The sequence below is a fragment of the Polaribacter sp. Asnod1-A03 genome (genome assembly GCF_045063585.1).
In the GTDB taxonomy this organism is placed as follows: Bacteria; Bacteroidota; Bacteroidia; order Flavobacteriales; family Flavobacteriaceae; genus Polaribacter.
In genome coordinates this window covers 2,546,007-2,561,104 of record NZ_JBEFOE010000009.1, presented here as the reverse complement: position 1 = coordinate 2,561,104, position 15,098 = coordinate 2,546,007, and the positions used below count along the sequence as shown (strand labels likewise).

Here is a 15,098-nt window from a genome sequence, read left to right as displayed (position 1 = left end):
ATTTAAAAATCCCATTACCCTAACAGGAATGAGATTGTATTACAAATGTACAAAATATTTGTAACTTGCTGTCGTTTTAATAAAAACGAAAGAATATTATGATAAAAAAAACACTTATCTTTTTGTCTATTTTAGCTTTTTTAGGATGCTCTGTTAACGATAACTTAGATGGTTGTATACAATCTTTACCTCTAAACTTAACTACAGATTTAAATAATCCCGAATTAATAAATGTAAATGTCCCTGGTGGTTATGTAGAACTATCTGGTGGCTCTAAAGGAGTACTTTTAGTAAATGTAAACGGAAGCGATTTTGTAGCCTATGATAAATTGTGTCCTGCAGGAGATTGTGACTCTCCCATGACATTTGAAAATGGAATTATTTTAAAATGCCAATGTGACGAGAGTGAATATGGCGTTGGAAAAGGAATTGGTGGAGCGCCACAAACAGAAGGTTTTATTTGTCCGGCAATAGAATATAATGTTACCAAAATAGGTACAGCAATTCGAATCACTAATTTTTAATAGGGTACTTTATATAAGTTGCTTATTTTTGTGCAAATTCAACAATATTTAACGTGAAAAACTATTTTTCTTCAGATTTTAAACTAGGTGTTCTTGGTGGTGGACAATTAGGAAGAATGCTTTTAGCAGAAACCCAAAAACTCGACATCCATACTTCTATTTTAGAAAGCAATAAAAATGCACCTTGTGCACAAATTTGTAACGAATTTGTAATTGGAAATCTTTTAGATTTTGATGCTGTTTACAATTTTGGTAAAACGGTAGATTTATTAACTATAGAAATAGAAAATGTAAATTTAGATGCTTTAGATAAACTAGAAAAAGAAGGTTTAACTATTTACCCAAAGCCTAAAGATTTACGCATTATACAAAGTAAAGCAAGACAGAAAAATTTTTACATAGATCATCATATACCTACTGCAGAATTTTCTCATTATGCTTATTTAGAAGAATTAAAACACTCTTTTGAAAACAATATTATTGATTTTCCTTTTGTTTGGAAAGCTGCTCGTTTTGGATATGATGGTAATGGTGTAAAAATTGTTAGAAATATTGAAGATTTAGAAAGTTTACCAAATGTTGAGTGTATTACAGAAAAATTAATTCCTTTTAAAAACGAATTGGCTGTAATTGTTGCAAGAAATGCAGATGGTAAAGTTAAAACATATCCGGTTGTAGAAATGGAATTTCATCCAGAAGCAAACCAAGTAGAATATGTTATTTGTCCTGCAAGAATCGATTTTAAAATAGCTGAAAAAGCCAGAGAAATCGCTTTAGAAGTGGTTAGTAAATTAGATTTTGTAGGTTTATTGGCGGTAGAAATGTTTCAAACTATAGATAATAAAATTTTGGTGAATGAAGTTGCTCCAAGACCACACAATTCTGGTCATTATTCTATAGAAGCTAGTTATACCAATCAATTTGAACAACATGTACGTTCTATTTTAAATCTTCCTTTAGGAAACACAGATAGCAAAGTTGCCGGAATTATGGTAAATCTTGTTGGTGAAGAAGGTTTTTCTGGTGATGTAATTTACGAAAACATAGAAGATATTTTAAAAATTGACGGAGTTACACCTCACATTTATGGTAAAAAAGAAACACGTCCTTTTCGTAAAATGGGCCATGTAACGATTGTAAATACTGATATTGATAAAGCCAGAGAAATAGCACAAAAAGTTAAAGAAACGATTAGAGTAATAAGTAAATAATTATGATAGGAATAATAATGGGAAGTGATTCTGATCTTCCAATAATGCAAGAAGCAATAGATATTTTAGAGAGTTTTGATATTAAAATAGAAGTAGATATTGTTTCTGCTCACAGAACTCCAGAAAAATTGGTAGACTATTCTAAAAACGCGCACAAAAGAGGTATACAAGTTATTATTGCTGGTGCTGGTGGCGCTGCTCATTTACCAGGAATGGTTGCAAGTATGAGTCCTTTACCAGTAATTGGTGTTCCTGTAAAAAGTAGGAATTCTATAGATGGTTGGGATTCTGTATTATCAATTTTACAAATGCCAGGTGGTGTGCCTGTTGCAACTGTTGCTTTAGATGGCGCAAAAAATGCGGGTATTTTAGCAGCACAAATTATTGGTGCTTCGGATGAACTTGTGTTAAATAAAATTATAGCTTACAAAGAAGAACTAAAATTAAAAGTAGAAAAAGCTTCTGCAAGAGTTAGAAAATAATCAAGATTAAATATTAAAAAATTCCTTTAGATTTCTAAAATTTAAGTTACAAAATGAATCCACTTTTACAAGATTTTAATACAGCGCCTTTTTCTAAAATTTCTAATGACGATTATATCCCAGCTATTAAAAAAGGGATAGAAATTGCCAAAACAGAAATTAATGAAATTGTTATAAATACTGATGCACCAACTTTTGAAAACACAACAGTTGCTTTAGATTTTACTGGAAGTAAATTAGGAAGAATTACGAGTATCTTTTTCAACTTAAATTCTGCAGAAACAAATGATGAAATTCAGAAGATTGCCCAAGAAGTTTCCCCTTGGTTAAGTGAGTTTAGTAACGATATTACTTTAAATGAAGACTTGTTTAAAAAAGTAAAAACTGTTTATGATGTTAAAGACACATTAGATTTAACAACAGAACAAGCAATGTTGTTAGACAAACAATACAAAGGTTTTACTAGAAATGGTGCTAATTTAAATGAAGTTAACAAGACTAAACTTAGAGAAATTGATGCACAACTTTCTAAATTATCTTTAAAATTTGGCGAAAATGTTTTAGCAGAAACCAATGCTTTCGAAATGCACCTAACCAATGAAGAAGATGTTGCTGGTTTACCAGAAAGCGTAAAAGAAGCTGCACAACAATTGGCACAAGAACAAAACAAAGAAGGTTACATCTTTACATTACAATACCCAAGTTATATTCCTTTTTTAACGTATGCCGATAATAGAGAATTGCGTAAAAAAATGGCAATTGCCGCAGGTAAAAAAGCGTATCAAGATAACGAATATAACAATGAGCAAATTGTTTTAGACATTGTAAATCTGCGTCAAAAAAGAGCAAATTTGTTAGGCTATAAAACACATGCACATTTTGTTTTAGAAGAAAGAATGGCAGAAACACCAGAAAATGTCATCGATTTCTCTAACAATCTTTTAGAAAAAGCTAAACCTGCTGCTTTAAAAGAATTTGAAAACTTAGAAAATTTCGCTAAAAAATTAGACGGAATCGATCAGTTACAAAAATGGGATGGCGCTTATTATTCAGAAAAACTAAAGAAAAAATTATTCGATTTAGATCAAGAATTATTAAAACCTTATTTTAAATTAGAAAATGTTATTGATGGTGTTTTTGAAATTGCCAAAAGATTATACGATTTAAATTTTGAAGAAGTTTCTAATATCGATAAATATCACGAAGATGTTAAAACTTATAACGTAACTGATAATGAAGGCAACTTTATTTCGGTTTTTTATGCTGATTATCATCCTAGAAAAGGGAAACGTAATGGTGCGTGGATGACAAGTTACAAATCGCAACAAATTAAAAACGGAATTAACGAAAGACCTCACGTTTCTATTGTTTGCAACTTTACAAAACCAACAGCAACAAAACCGTCTTTACTAACTTTTAACGAGGTTACAACGTTATTTCATGAATTTGGGCATGCGTTACACGGAATGTTAGCTAACACAACCTATAATAGTTTGTCTGGGACTTCGGTTTCTTGGGATTTTGTAGAATTACCAAGTCAGATTTTAGAAAACTGGTGTTTCGAAAAAGAAGCTTTAGAATTGTTTGCAAAACATTACGAAACCGGAGAAGTTATTCCGATGAAATATGTAGAGAAAATAAAGGAATCGGCTAGTTTCCATGAAGGAATGCAAACATTACGTCAACTTAGTTTTGGTTTACTTGATATGCAATGGCACGGGCAAGATCCATCAAAAATAAAATCTATAAAAGAGTTTGAAAAGGACGCTTTTGCTAACACAAAATTATATCCTGATGTTGCAGAAAACTGTATGAGTACTGCTTTTTCTCATATTTTTCAAGGCGGATATTCTGCTGGATATTATTCTTACAAATGGGCAGAAGTTTTAGATGCTGATGCTTTTGAATATTTCTTAGAAGAAGGAATTTTCAATAAAGAAGTGGCTACAAAGTTTAAAGAAAATGTACTTTCTAAAGGAGGAACAGAAAAACCAATGGAATTGTACAAACGTTTTAGAGGTAAAGAGCCAAAACCAGACGCTTTGCTAAAAAGAGCTGGTTTGCTTTAGAGTTAACACTAATTAACAGAAATTATATTAAAATCGGTTTTTCAATGATTATTTTTATCACATGAAAAATCGATTTTTTGTTGTCCTATTTTTGCTTGTTTATAGTAGTCTTTTTTCTCAAACTATTATAAAAGGAAAAGTTACAACTATTAATAAAATTCCGCTTGATGGTGCTGCTGTTTATTTAAACAACACTATGATTGGCACAACAACAAATAGTAATGGTGAGTTTAAGTTACCAATACAAGAAGGAACGCACGAACTTATCATTTCTTTTATGGGTTATAAAAGAATTAATTACCTATTAGATTCTAATAAAAAAGCAAAAAGTTTTCATTTTTTACTAGAAGAAGATGAAAACCTATTAGACGAAATTATTATTGGAAAAACAAAATATGATACAGAATGGAAGTACAATTTAGAAATTTTTAAAAGAGAGTTTTTAGGACTTACTTTATTTTCTAAAAACTGTACCATTTTAAACCCTAAAGTTTTACATTTTAATTTTGATGCTAAAAAGAGTACCTTAACTACATTTGCAAAAGAACCTCTACAGATTAAAAATAAAAGTTTAGGCTATATTATCACCTATGATTTAATCAGTTTTACAAGAAAACAAAATTATGTTTCTTATTTAGGTTATGCTAGATATCAAAATTTAGAAGGTGGAAGAAACAAACAAAAAAGTTGGAAAAAAAACAGATTATTAGCTTATAATGGCTCTACTGTTCATTTTTTAAAATCTGTAATTAATAATAATTTTAAAGCAGAAGGTTTTAATGTAAGCCTTTTTAAGCGTGTACCAAACAAAGATAGACCAAGTGAAGAAACTATTAAAAAAGCTAGAGAATTGCTAAAACTAAATAGAAATGATACCAATTTTTCTAAAAACTTAGATGACCCTAAAAATGCAATAGATTCTGCTTTAGTAATTATAAGAAAAGTAAAATTACCTAAATACAAAGACTTTCTTTATAAAAGTAATATTACTGCTGATGAAATTATTTCTAAAAAAGATGGTAACTATTTTTTAGATTTCGAAAACAACATAAGCGTTACCTATACAAAAGAAAAAGAAGAAAAGGGTTTTATTTTAAGGAATGCATTTAGTAAAATGAGAACTCCTAGCTTTCAAAACTCTTATGTTATTCCTTTAAAGAAATTACCTTCTATTTTAGACAAAAGAGGCATTTTAGTTAATTCTTTAGACGTTTTTTATGAAGGATATTGGTCTTATGAAAAATTTGCAAACTCTTTACCTTTAGACTATAATCCTGATAACTAAAAATGAGCTACCTAATTTTAAAAAAAATAGAATAGCTCATTAAATTATTGCTTAAATATTTAATTTTAATAATGCCATCTTACAAAAGCTTCCATTGCTGCGTAATGAGACAATCCTAATTGATCATATAATTCCGCTGTTTCTTTATTTCTGTCTTCTGCTCGTTGCCAAAACTCTCTACTATCAGTTCCTNTGTGTTTATTTTATCTAACTACTCAAGAAAATAAACTCAATACAACTACAAATCAATGAACTAAAACTAACAACCATTTTGCCGTTAGCGGGTGCAAATATACACTACATTATTAAACCAACAAGGAATTTATTTAATTTATTTTTAAATTAATTTATCAAACTTATTAATACACTCGTTTTTAACTTTTTATGCATAAATGTTTTTCCTCCTATTTGAATTTATTTGAAATCTAGAGCCACTCTTTAATAGTTTTTTTTCTTTTCAACTACTAGTTATCTCCTAAATTAAACCTTTACTAACCGCTGTTTTTATCTAATGTTATATAACTATACTATTATAATATGATTATTAAAATTTCTTATTTTAAATTAATCCAACAAAAATTGCGTCTTAGAATCCAAACAATTCTCTTTTATGACACAAAATATAGTGAAAAACTCACCTTTTTTTGATCTTAAAAATCTTTAAACCACAAAAATCCTCTGAGTACTCTTCTAAATCTCTTTGAAATCTTGAAAAAAAAGAAAAAACTAAAAAAAATACAATTATTAAACATATATATATTGTGTGAAAAATTGTTTTCCAATATCTTTGCATCTTCAAAATATAATACATTAAATGATTAAAATTACTTTACCTGACGGAAGTGTTAAGGAGTTTGCTAAAAACAGCTCTCCTATTGATGTTGCAAAAAGCATTAGTGAAGGATTCGCTAGAAATGTTATATCCGCAAACTTTAACGGAACTACCGTTGAAACCACCACTCCATTAACCACCGATGGTTCTTTAATTTTATACACGTTTAATGACGCCGGCGGTAAAAAAGCTTTCTGGCATTCTTCTGCCCACGTATTAGCAGAAGCTATTTTAAGTTTTCACCCAAATGCAAAACTTACTATAGGACCAGCTATTGATAATGGATTCTATTACGATATAGATTTAGGAGAAGACACTATTTCTGAAAAAGATTTTACTGCTATTGAAAAGAAATTTTTAGAAATTTCTCGTGGAAAGCATGAATTTAAAATCCGTGAGGTTTCTAAAGCTGATGCTCTAGCTAAATATAAAGAAGAAAATAATCAATATAAAGTTGAGTTAATTGAGAACTTAACTGACGGTGATATTACTTTCTGTGACCATAGCACTTTTACAGATTTATGTAGAGGAGGACACATACCTAATACAGGTATTATAAAAGCAATAAAAATAATGAACGTTGCTGGTGCTTATTGGCGTGGTGACGAAAAAAATAATCAATTAACTCGTATCTACGGAATAAGCTTCCCTAAACAAAAAATGTTAACTGAATATTTAGCATTATTAGAAGAGGCTAAAAAACGTGATCATAGAAAACTAGGTAAAGAATTAGAGTTATTTACTTTTTCACAAAAAGTTGGTGCAGGTTTACCTTTATGGTTACCAAAAGGAGCTGCTTTAAGACAACGTTTAGAAGATTTCTTAAAGAAAGCTTTAAAAAAAGGTGGTTATGAAATGGTTGTAACACCACATATTGGTCAAAAAGAGTTATACGAAACTTCTGGTCACTATGAAAAATATGGAGAAGATAGTTTTCAACCTATTAAAACTCCAAAAATGGATGAGGAGTTTTTATTAAAACCTATGAATTGTCCACATCATTGTGAAATATATAATTTTAAACCTTTTTCTTATAAAGACCTACCTAAACGTTACGCTGAATTTGGAACAGTATATAGGTATGAACAATCTGGAGAGTTGCATGGTATGACTCGTGTACGTTCTTTTACACAAGATGACGCACACATTTTCTGTACTCCTGACCAACTGAAGGATGAGTTTAAAGCTACAATTGATTTAGTTTTATACGTGTTTAATTCTTTAGGTTTTGATGATTTTAAGGCTCAAATCTCTTTAAGAGACCCTGAAAAACCTGAAAAATACATTGGTAAAGATGAAAATTGGATAAAAGCAGAAGCTGCAATTATTGAAGCTTCTGAAGAAAAAGGCTTATCTACAGTTGTAGAAACTGGAGAAGCTGCTTTTTACGGACCTAAATTAGACTTTATGGTAAAAGATGCTTTAGGAAGAAGTTGGCAATTGGGTACTATTCAAGTAGATTATAATTTACCAGAACGTTTCGATTTAACATACAAAGGGGCAGACAACCAACAACACAGACCTATCATGATTCATAGAGCGCCTTTTGGATCTATGGAACGTTTTATTGCTGTCTTACTAGAGCATACAGGTGGTAATTTCCCTCTTTGGTTAACCCCAGATCAGGTTATCTTATTACCAATCAGTGATAAATATCAAAAATATTCAGAAAAAGTTTTAGAATCGCTAGAAAATTCCGAAATTCGCGCCTTGGTAGACAACCGAAGTGAAAAAACTGGTCGTAAGATTCGTGACGCAGAAGTTAACAAAATACCTTTTATGGTAATTGTTGGTGAAAAAGAAGAACAAGATGGCACAGTTTCTGTAAGAAAACATGGTGAAGGAGATATTGGTACCTTTACAATTGAAGAATTTATTTCTTTAATTAAAGACGAAGAAAGTAAAACATTAAAGAATTTTTAATTAATTTTGAAGAGTTCTTAAAAAAAATAAAAGGTTGGAAAACAACCATAAGTTAAATTTAAAATTTATAAGTCATAGCAATACGTAGAAGCAGGTCAAGAAGGCCATTAAGAGTAATCAAAGAAGATCAACATAGAATTAATGAAAAAATAAGGTATGTTGACGAAGTTCGTCTTGTGGGCGAAAATATAGAAGTTGGTGTATATCCTTTAGCAAAAGCAAGAGAATTAGCCAGAGAACAAGAGTTGGATTTGGTTGAAATTTCACCAAAAGCAAAACCACCTGTTTGTAAAATTATTGATTACAAGAAATTCTTGTATGAGCAAAAGAAACGTGAAAAATCTTTAAAGTCTAAAGCAACAAAAGTGACTATTAAAGAAATACGTTTTGGACCTCAGACTGATGAGCATGATTATGAATTTAAAAAGAAACATGCTATTAAGTTCTTACAAGAAGGTGCTAAATTAAAAGCATTTGTATTCTTTAAAGGACGTTCTATTATTTTTAAAGAACAAGGGCAAATTTTATTATTAAAATTGGCTCAAGAATTAGAAGAGTATGGTAAAGTTGAGCAGTTACCTAAATTAGAAGGTAAACGTATGATTATGTTTATTGCTCCAAAAAAAGTAAAATAAGTTATTAAATTTTTCAAGAATACAATCTTACAAAATTTAAAACTAACAATAATAAGCAAGATAAAAACGAAGGAGAGATGCCTAAAATGAAAACAAAATCTAGCGCCAAAAAACGATTTAAAGTTACTGGTACTGGAAAATTAAAAAGAAAGCACGCGTTTAAAAGTCACATCTTAACAAAGAAGTCTAAAAAACGTAAATTAAAGTTAACTCACGACGGTTTAGTACACAAAGTTGATGAAGCTAACATTAAGCAACAATTAAACTTAAAATAGGTTTAACAAGGGAATTTAATTATTAACCATGGAGTTAGGCCTAAAATAAAAAGTATTCTTTATAGAATCGCCTACTACAAAACACATTGAAATTATGCCAAGATCAGTAAATTCAGTAGCCTCAAGAAATAGAAGAAAAAAAATCTTGAAGGCAGCAAAAGGTTACTTCGGACGTAGAAAAAACGTTTATACAGTAGCAAAAAATGCGGTTGAAAAAGGTATGCTTTATGCATATAGAGACCGTAAAAACAATAAGAGAAACTTCCGTTCTTTATGGATTACGCGTATTAACGCGGCAGCTCGTTTACACGGAATGTCTTACTCTCAGTTTATGGGAAAAGTAAAAGCTAACAACATCGATTTAAACCGTAAGGTTTTGGCTGATTTAGCTGTTAACAACCCAGACGCTTTTAAGGCAGTTGTAGAGAAAATTAAATAAGAATAATAATACTTGCTTATATTTAAACCCAAACATTTTGTTTGGGTTTTTTTTGTAAATTTACAGCCCAAAAATAACATATGAAATTTAACACATTATTCGTCATTTTCTTAATAAGTACTTTTTCTATATTTTCTCAAGAAACACCTGAAAAAGAAGATAATTCTATAAATGGACAGTTTGATAAAATTTATAGAGTATCAAATACTTGGCAACAATTTAAAGTTATCGATAAAAATAAATATCAAGTATTAAAAACAAATGTTCTAGACTCTTTAAAAAGCTATCAAAAATTAATTTCTGAGAAAGAGAATTTATTAAAGACAGAAAAGAATAATATTGAAGAAACTAAAAATATTTTATCTAAAACTCAATTAGAATTAGATACTGCTTTAAAACAAGCTAGCTCAATCTCTGTACTTGGTATAGAATTAAGTAAAGCAACTTACAACCTAATATTATGGAGTGTTATTGCAGTATTAATATTAACTTTGAGTTATTTTATCTTTAAATTTTCTAAAAGTAATATAGTTACAAAAGAAGCTAAAAGTAATTTAGCTGAAGTTGAACAAGAGTTTGAAGATCATCGAAAAAAATCTATAGAAAGAGAGCAAAAGCTACGCAGACAATTACAAGACGAGATAAATAAGCAAAGAAATTCTTAATAAAATATCAATTTAAAAGTACTTCCTATTAATTATTTAACAAAACAACACTTTTATTAAACATTTGTAAATAATACATTTCTCGATTAATAATAAATATAATTTTTGTAAATTTAGCTTGAAACAAAAAATTATATTTTGGACATATTACATGTAAGCGCAGAGTGTTACCCTATTGCTAAAATTGGTGGTTTAGCAGATGTTGTTGGTGCTTTACCTAAATATCAAAAAAAACTAAATACAACTAGTAATGTTGTAATGCCTTTTTATAACAATCGATTTACCCAAGAAAATAATTTTGAAATAGTTTATGAGAATAAACTTGAAATGGGTAAAGAACTTTTCAGTTTTAAAGTATTAAAACTATCTAATAACTCACTTGAGTTTGATCTTTTCTGTATAGATATTCCAGAATTTTTATATACAGGTTATGTTTATTCTGCAAATGACACAGAACGATTTTTAGCTTTTCAGATAGCAGTTTTAGATTGGCTTTTATCATTCGAAAAGAAACCTGATATTATTCACGTCCATGATCATCATACTGGGTTAATCCCATTTATGATTACGCAGTCTTATAAATATGAGTCTTTAAAAAACATACCGACAGTATTTACAATACATAACGCCCAGTATCAAGGTTGGTTTTCTCATAAAAAAGTTTATTTAATACCAGAATTCAACTTTGCTAAAGTTGGTTTGTTAGATTGGTCTAGTAATATAAATCCATTAGCTGCAGCAATTAAATGTGCTTGGAGAGTTACAACTGTATCTCCTAGTTATATGGAAGAGTTAAAACAAGATGCTAATGGTTTAGAAGATTTACTAAAACATGAAAGTGAAAAATGTGTTGGCATTTTAAATGGTATTGATTGGAATGTATGGAACCCTAAAACTGATAATTATTTAATTAGTAATTACGATAGTAATAATCCTGTTGAAGGTAAAAAATCTAATAAAGAATGGCTTTGTCAAGAATTTAATTTAGACAAAGACAAACCTCTTTTTGCTTTTATTGGCAGACTTGTAGGAGAAAAAGGAAGTGATTTGTTTCCTGAAATATTTAAAAGAGCATTAGCAGAAAACGACATATCTATACTTTTATTAGGTTCTGGTAATAAAGAAACAGAAACTCAATTAAATAAATTACAGGAAGAAAAAAACTACAACTCTTTTATTGGTTATGATGAAAGATTGTCTCATATAATTTATGCAGGTGCAGACTTTTTATTAATGCCTTCTAGGGTTGAGCCTTGTGGCTTAAACCAAATGTATTCTTTAAGATATGGTACAACACCAATTGTAAATACTATAGGAGGCCTTAAAGACACTGTAATTGATATAGATGATGATGGATTTGGTATTTGCCATAATGGTGTTACAATAGAAAAAGTAACCGCTGCAATAACAAAATCAAATTTATTCTACAAAAATCAAGAAGAATATTTACAAAACTCAAAAAAAATAATGCTTATAGATCATTCTTGGAACAACTCTGCTCAAGAATATATAAATCTTTATAAATCTTTAAAAAAATAAACAATGCTAAACAAAAGTGTACTATCAATCATTTTAGGAGGAGGCCAAGGTTCTAGATTATATCCATTAACAGCAGATAGGTCTAAACCCGCTGTACCTATTGCTGGTAAATATAGATTGGTAGATATTCCTATTTCTAACTGTATTAACTCTAATATTAAAAGAATATATGTATTAACTCAGTTTAATTCTGCATCGTTAAATCAACATATAAAAAACACATATCATTTTAGTTTTTTCAGTCAGGCATTTGTAGATGTTTTAGCCGCAGAACAAACTATGCAGAGTGATAAATGGTTTCAAGGAACAGCGGATGCAGTTAGGCAAAGTATGCATCATTTTTTACAAAATGATTTTGAATATGCACTTATACTTTCTGGAGATCAATTATATAATATGGATCTTGAAGACATGATACAAAAGCATAAAGATAGCGGAGCAGAAATTTCTATAGCTACTTACCCTGTAAATGCTCAAGACGCTACCGGTTTTGGACTTTTAAAAACAAATGAAGAAAACACAATTACTTCTTTTATAGAAAAACCAGCTGCAGAATTATTGCCTGACTGGACATCTGATGTAAGTGAAGAAATGAAAAATGAAGGTAGAAACTATTTAGCTTCTATGGGAATCTATATTTTTAATAGAGATTTATTAGTAGAACTAATGAAAAATCCTGATACTATTGATTTTGGAAAAGAAATTATTCCACAATCAATCCATAATCATAAAACAGTTAGTTATCAATACGAAGGCTATTGGACAGATATTGGAACTATCAGATCTTTTTACGAAGCTAATTTAGGCTTAACAGATGATATTCCTAGATTTAATCTATATGATGAAAATAGAGTTTATACAAGAGCAAGAATTTTACCAACATCTAAAATTTCTGGAACTGTTTTAAACAAAGCTGTAGTTGCTGATGGTTGTATAATACAAGCTGATAAAATAGAAAGAAGTGTTATTGGTGTTAGGTCTAGAATAGGAAAAGCTTCTACAGTTACCAATACTTATATGATGGGTAATGATACTTATGAATCTTTAAAAGATATAGAAGAAAACAAAATAGAAAACCTATTAGGTATAGGAGATCGATGTAATATAAATAATTGTATTATTGATAAAAACTCTAGAATAGGAGATGATGTAAGTATTAATGGGGGTTCTCATTTAGAAGATACCGAAACAGAAAACTACCTTATAAAAGATGGTATTATCGTTATAAAAAAGGGAGCTACAATCCCTAAGGGAACAACAATTTAACAGTTACTTTTTAAAACAAATACATGTCTAAAGTTTTAGTTTATAGTTTATTTTCAGATTTTGATATTAGCCTTTTTCAAGCAGGTAAGCATTATCGTCTTTACGAAAAATTTGGTTCTCATATTACAACCGTAGATGGTGTTGAAGGAACTTATTTTTCTGTTTGGGCTCCTAGTGCCAAATCTGTTTCTGTTATTGGTGATTTTAACTTTTGGCAAGAAAAAGAGCATCAATTATATGTACGTTGGGACGGTAGTGGAATTTGGGAAGGATTTATACCAAAAGTTGGTAAAGGTGCTGTTTACAAATACAAAATAAGAAGTTCTCAAAATAATATAGTTACAGAAAAAGCAGATCCTTTTGCAAGAAGGTGTGAGCATCCACCAAAAACCGCTTCTGAGGTTTGGTCTGATAATTATCAATGGCAAGATAAAAAATGGATGAAAAACAGAAAGAAAAACAATGCGTTAGATGCACCTTTTTCTGTTTACGAAGTTCACTTAGGATCTTGGAAAAAACAAGTTGAAGAGAATCGATTTTTAAGCTATATAGAATTGGCTGAGGAATTAGTTAACTATGTTGATGAAATGAATTTTACTCATGTAGAATTTATGCCGATTATGGAATATCCTTATGACCCTAGTTGGGGTTATCAATTAACGGGATATTTTGCACCAACAGCTCGTTTTGGTTACCCGGATGAATTTAAATATTTAGTTGATAAATTTCACGAAAAAGGAATTGGAGTTCTTTTAGATTGGGTTCCATCTCACTTTCCTTCTGATGATCATGGTTTAGGTTTTTTTGATGGATCTCATTTATACGAACATCCAGATCAAAGAAAAGGATATCATCAAGATTGGAAAAGTTTAATTTTTAATTATGGAAGAAATGAAATAAAAGCTTTTTTAATTAGTAACGCTATTTTTTGGTTAGATCAGTTTCATGCAGATGGATTAAGAGTAGATGCTGTTGCTTCTATGTTATTTTTAGATTACTCTAGAGAAGATGGGCAATGGGAATCAAATATTTTTGGAGGTAGAGAATATTTAGAAGCCATCGATTTTATAAAAGAAATGAACATGGCTGTTTATAAATCTTTTCCTGATGTACAAACAATTGCAGAGGAGTCTACATCTTTCCCTAAAGTATCTAAACCTATTTATGATGGTGGATTAGGTTTTGGTATGAAATGGATGATGGGTTGGATGCATGATTCTTTAGAGTATTTTGCTAAAGAACCTGTTTATAGAAAATATCATCAAAACGATTTAACGTTTAGTCTAAATTACGCTTTTACAGAAAACTTTATGCTTCCTCTTTCTCATGATGAAGTTGTATATGGTAAAAAGGCAATCGTAAACAAAATGCCTGGTGATGAGTGGCAAAAATTTGCTAATTTAAGATTGCTATATAGTTTTATGTTTACGCATCCAGGAACCAAGCTACTGTTTCAAGGCGCTGAATTTGGACAAACAAGTGAGTGGAATTTTCAAACAAGTTTAGATTGGCATTTATTAGATTATAACGTACACAAAGGAGCACAAACTTTAGTGAAAGAATTAAATAAACTTTACAAAAAAGAACCTGCTTTACACCAAAAACAATTTTCTTACAAAGGGTTTGAATGGATAGATCACGGAGATCATCAAAACTCTGTTTTATCATACATGAGAAAAGGAAATAATGAAGAAGACAATCTTGTTATTGTTTTAAACTTAACACCCGTTCCAAGAGAAACTTATAGAATAGGTCTCCCAAAATCTGGAACTTTAAGAAATATTTTTAATAGTGATGCTACAAAGTTTAACGGAACAGGTAATTATAACAATAAAGAGGTAATTTCTGATAAAAAAGAATGGAATAACAGAAAAAACTCTGTAGAACTTAATTTACCTCCTTTAGGTATGTTAGCTTTTAAATACAAATAACATGTATAAAAAAATCCTATTT

At 29.7% G+C, this 15,098-nt stretch carries 13 protein-coding genes; all 13 read left to right on the top strand.

The features are described 5' to 3' along the window. Window positions 1-98: 98 nt before the first annotated feature. The 13 genes from ACJJVY_RS11615 to glgB all read left to right on the top strand — a co-directional run bounded on the left by ACJJVY_RS11615 (window position 99) and on the right by glgB (window position 15,076). Entirely contained in the window at window positions 99-524 is a 426-nt protein-coding gene (locus tag ACJJVY_RS11615; protein ID WP_405608620.1) for a phosphoribosylaminoimidazole carboxylase, read from the top strand. 53 nt (window positions 525-577) lie between these two features. Next, a complete protein-coding gene (locus ACJJVY_RS11610) occupies window positions 578-1,735 on the top strand; it encodes a 5-(carboxyamino)imidazole ribonucleotide synthase (RefSeq protein ID WP_405608617.1) in 1,158 nt (385 codons plus the stop codon). Window positions 1,736-1,737: 2 nt separating this feature from the next. After that, window positions 1,738-2,217 carry a 5-(carboxyamino)imidazole ribonucleotide mutase gene (gene purE, locus ACJJVY_RS11605; RefSeq protein ID WP_405608614.1) on the top strand — a complete coding sequence of 160 codons (480 nt, stop codon included), beginning with the start codon at window positions 1,738-1,740 and terminating at the stop codon, window positions 2,215-2,217. 53 nt (window positions 2,218-2,270) lie between these two features. Continuing rightward, window positions 2,271-4,286, top strand: coding sequence for a M3 family metallopeptidase (locus ACJJVY_RS11600; protein ID WP_405608611.1), 2,016 nt, complete (start codon window positions 2,271-2,273; stop codon window positions 4,284-4,286). A 61-nt stretch (window positions 4,287-4,347) separates the two neighbouring features. Next, entirely contained in the window at window positions 4,348-5,571 is a 1,224-nt protein-coding gene (locus ACJJVY_RS11595; protein WP_405608608.1) for a carboxypeptidase-like regulatory domain-containing protein, read from the top strand. A gap of 814 nt (window positions 5,572-6,385) precedes the next feature. Further along, the gene (thrS, locus tag ACJJVY_RS11590; RefSeq protein ID WP_405608605.1) at window positions 6,386-8,326 is read left to right on the top strand and encodes a threonine--tRNA ligase; all 1,941 of its coding nucleotides are present in this window, start codon (window positions 6,386-6,388) and stop codon (window positions 8,324-8,326) included. A gap of 116 nt (window positions 8,327-8,442) precedes the next feature. After that, window positions 8,443-8,961, top strand: a complete 519-nt coding sequence (gene infC / locus ACJJVY_RS11585) for a translation initiation factor IF-3 (RefSeq protein ID WP_405611644.1) — start codon at window positions 8,443-8,445, stop codon at window positions 8,959-8,961. Between the two features lie 77 nt (window positions 8,962-9,038). Then, window positions 9,039-9,236: a 50S ribosomal protein L35 gene (rpmI, locus tag ACJJVY_RS11580; RefSeq protein WP_405608602.1), complete on the top strand. Its 198-nt coding sequence runs from the start codon at window positions 9,039-9,041 to the stop codon at window positions 9,234-9,236. A 94-nt stretch (window positions 9,237-9,330) separates the two neighbouring features. After that, window positions 9,331-9,675 (top strand): 50S ribosomal protein L20, encoded by a 345-nt coding sequence (gene rplT / locus ACJJVY_RS11575; RefSeq protein WP_405608599.1) that lies wholly within the window; start codon window positions 9,331-9,333, stop codon window positions 9,673-9,675. Window positions 9,676-9,755: 80 nt separating this feature from the next. After that, the gene (locus ACJJVY_RS11570; protein WP_405608596.1) at window positions 9,756-10,340 is read left to right on the top strand and encodes a hypothetical protein; all 585 of its coding nucleotides are present in this window, start codon (window positions 9,756-9,758) and stop codon (window positions 10,338-10,340) included. Window positions 10,341-10,478: 138 nt separating this feature from the next. Beyond that, on the top strand, window positions 10,479-11,879 hold the full coding sequence (locus ACJJVY_RS11565; protein ID WP_405608593.1) for a glycogen synthase: 1,401 nt from the start codon (window positions 10,479-10,481) through the stop codon (window positions 11,877-11,879). A 3-nt stretch (window positions 11,880-11,882) separates the two neighbouring features. Continuing rightward, window positions 11,883-13,145 carry a glucose-1-phosphate adenylyltransferase gene (locus ACJJVY_RS11560; RefSeq protein WP_405608590.1) on the top strand — a complete coding sequence of 421 codons (1,263 nt, stop codon included), beginning with the start codon at window positions 11,883-11,885 and terminating at the stop codon, window positions 13,143-13,145. A gap of 23 nt (window positions 13,146-13,168) precedes the next feature. Beyond that, the gene (glgB, locus tag ACJJVY_RS11555) at window positions 13,169-15,076 is read left to right on the top strand and encodes a 1,4-alpha-glucan branching protein GlgB (RefSeq protein WP_405608587.1); all 1,908 of its coding nucleotides are present in this window, start codon (window positions 13,169-13,171) and stop codon (window positions 15,074-15,076) included. The last annotated feature ends 22 nt before the right edge of the window (window positions 15,077-15,098 follow it).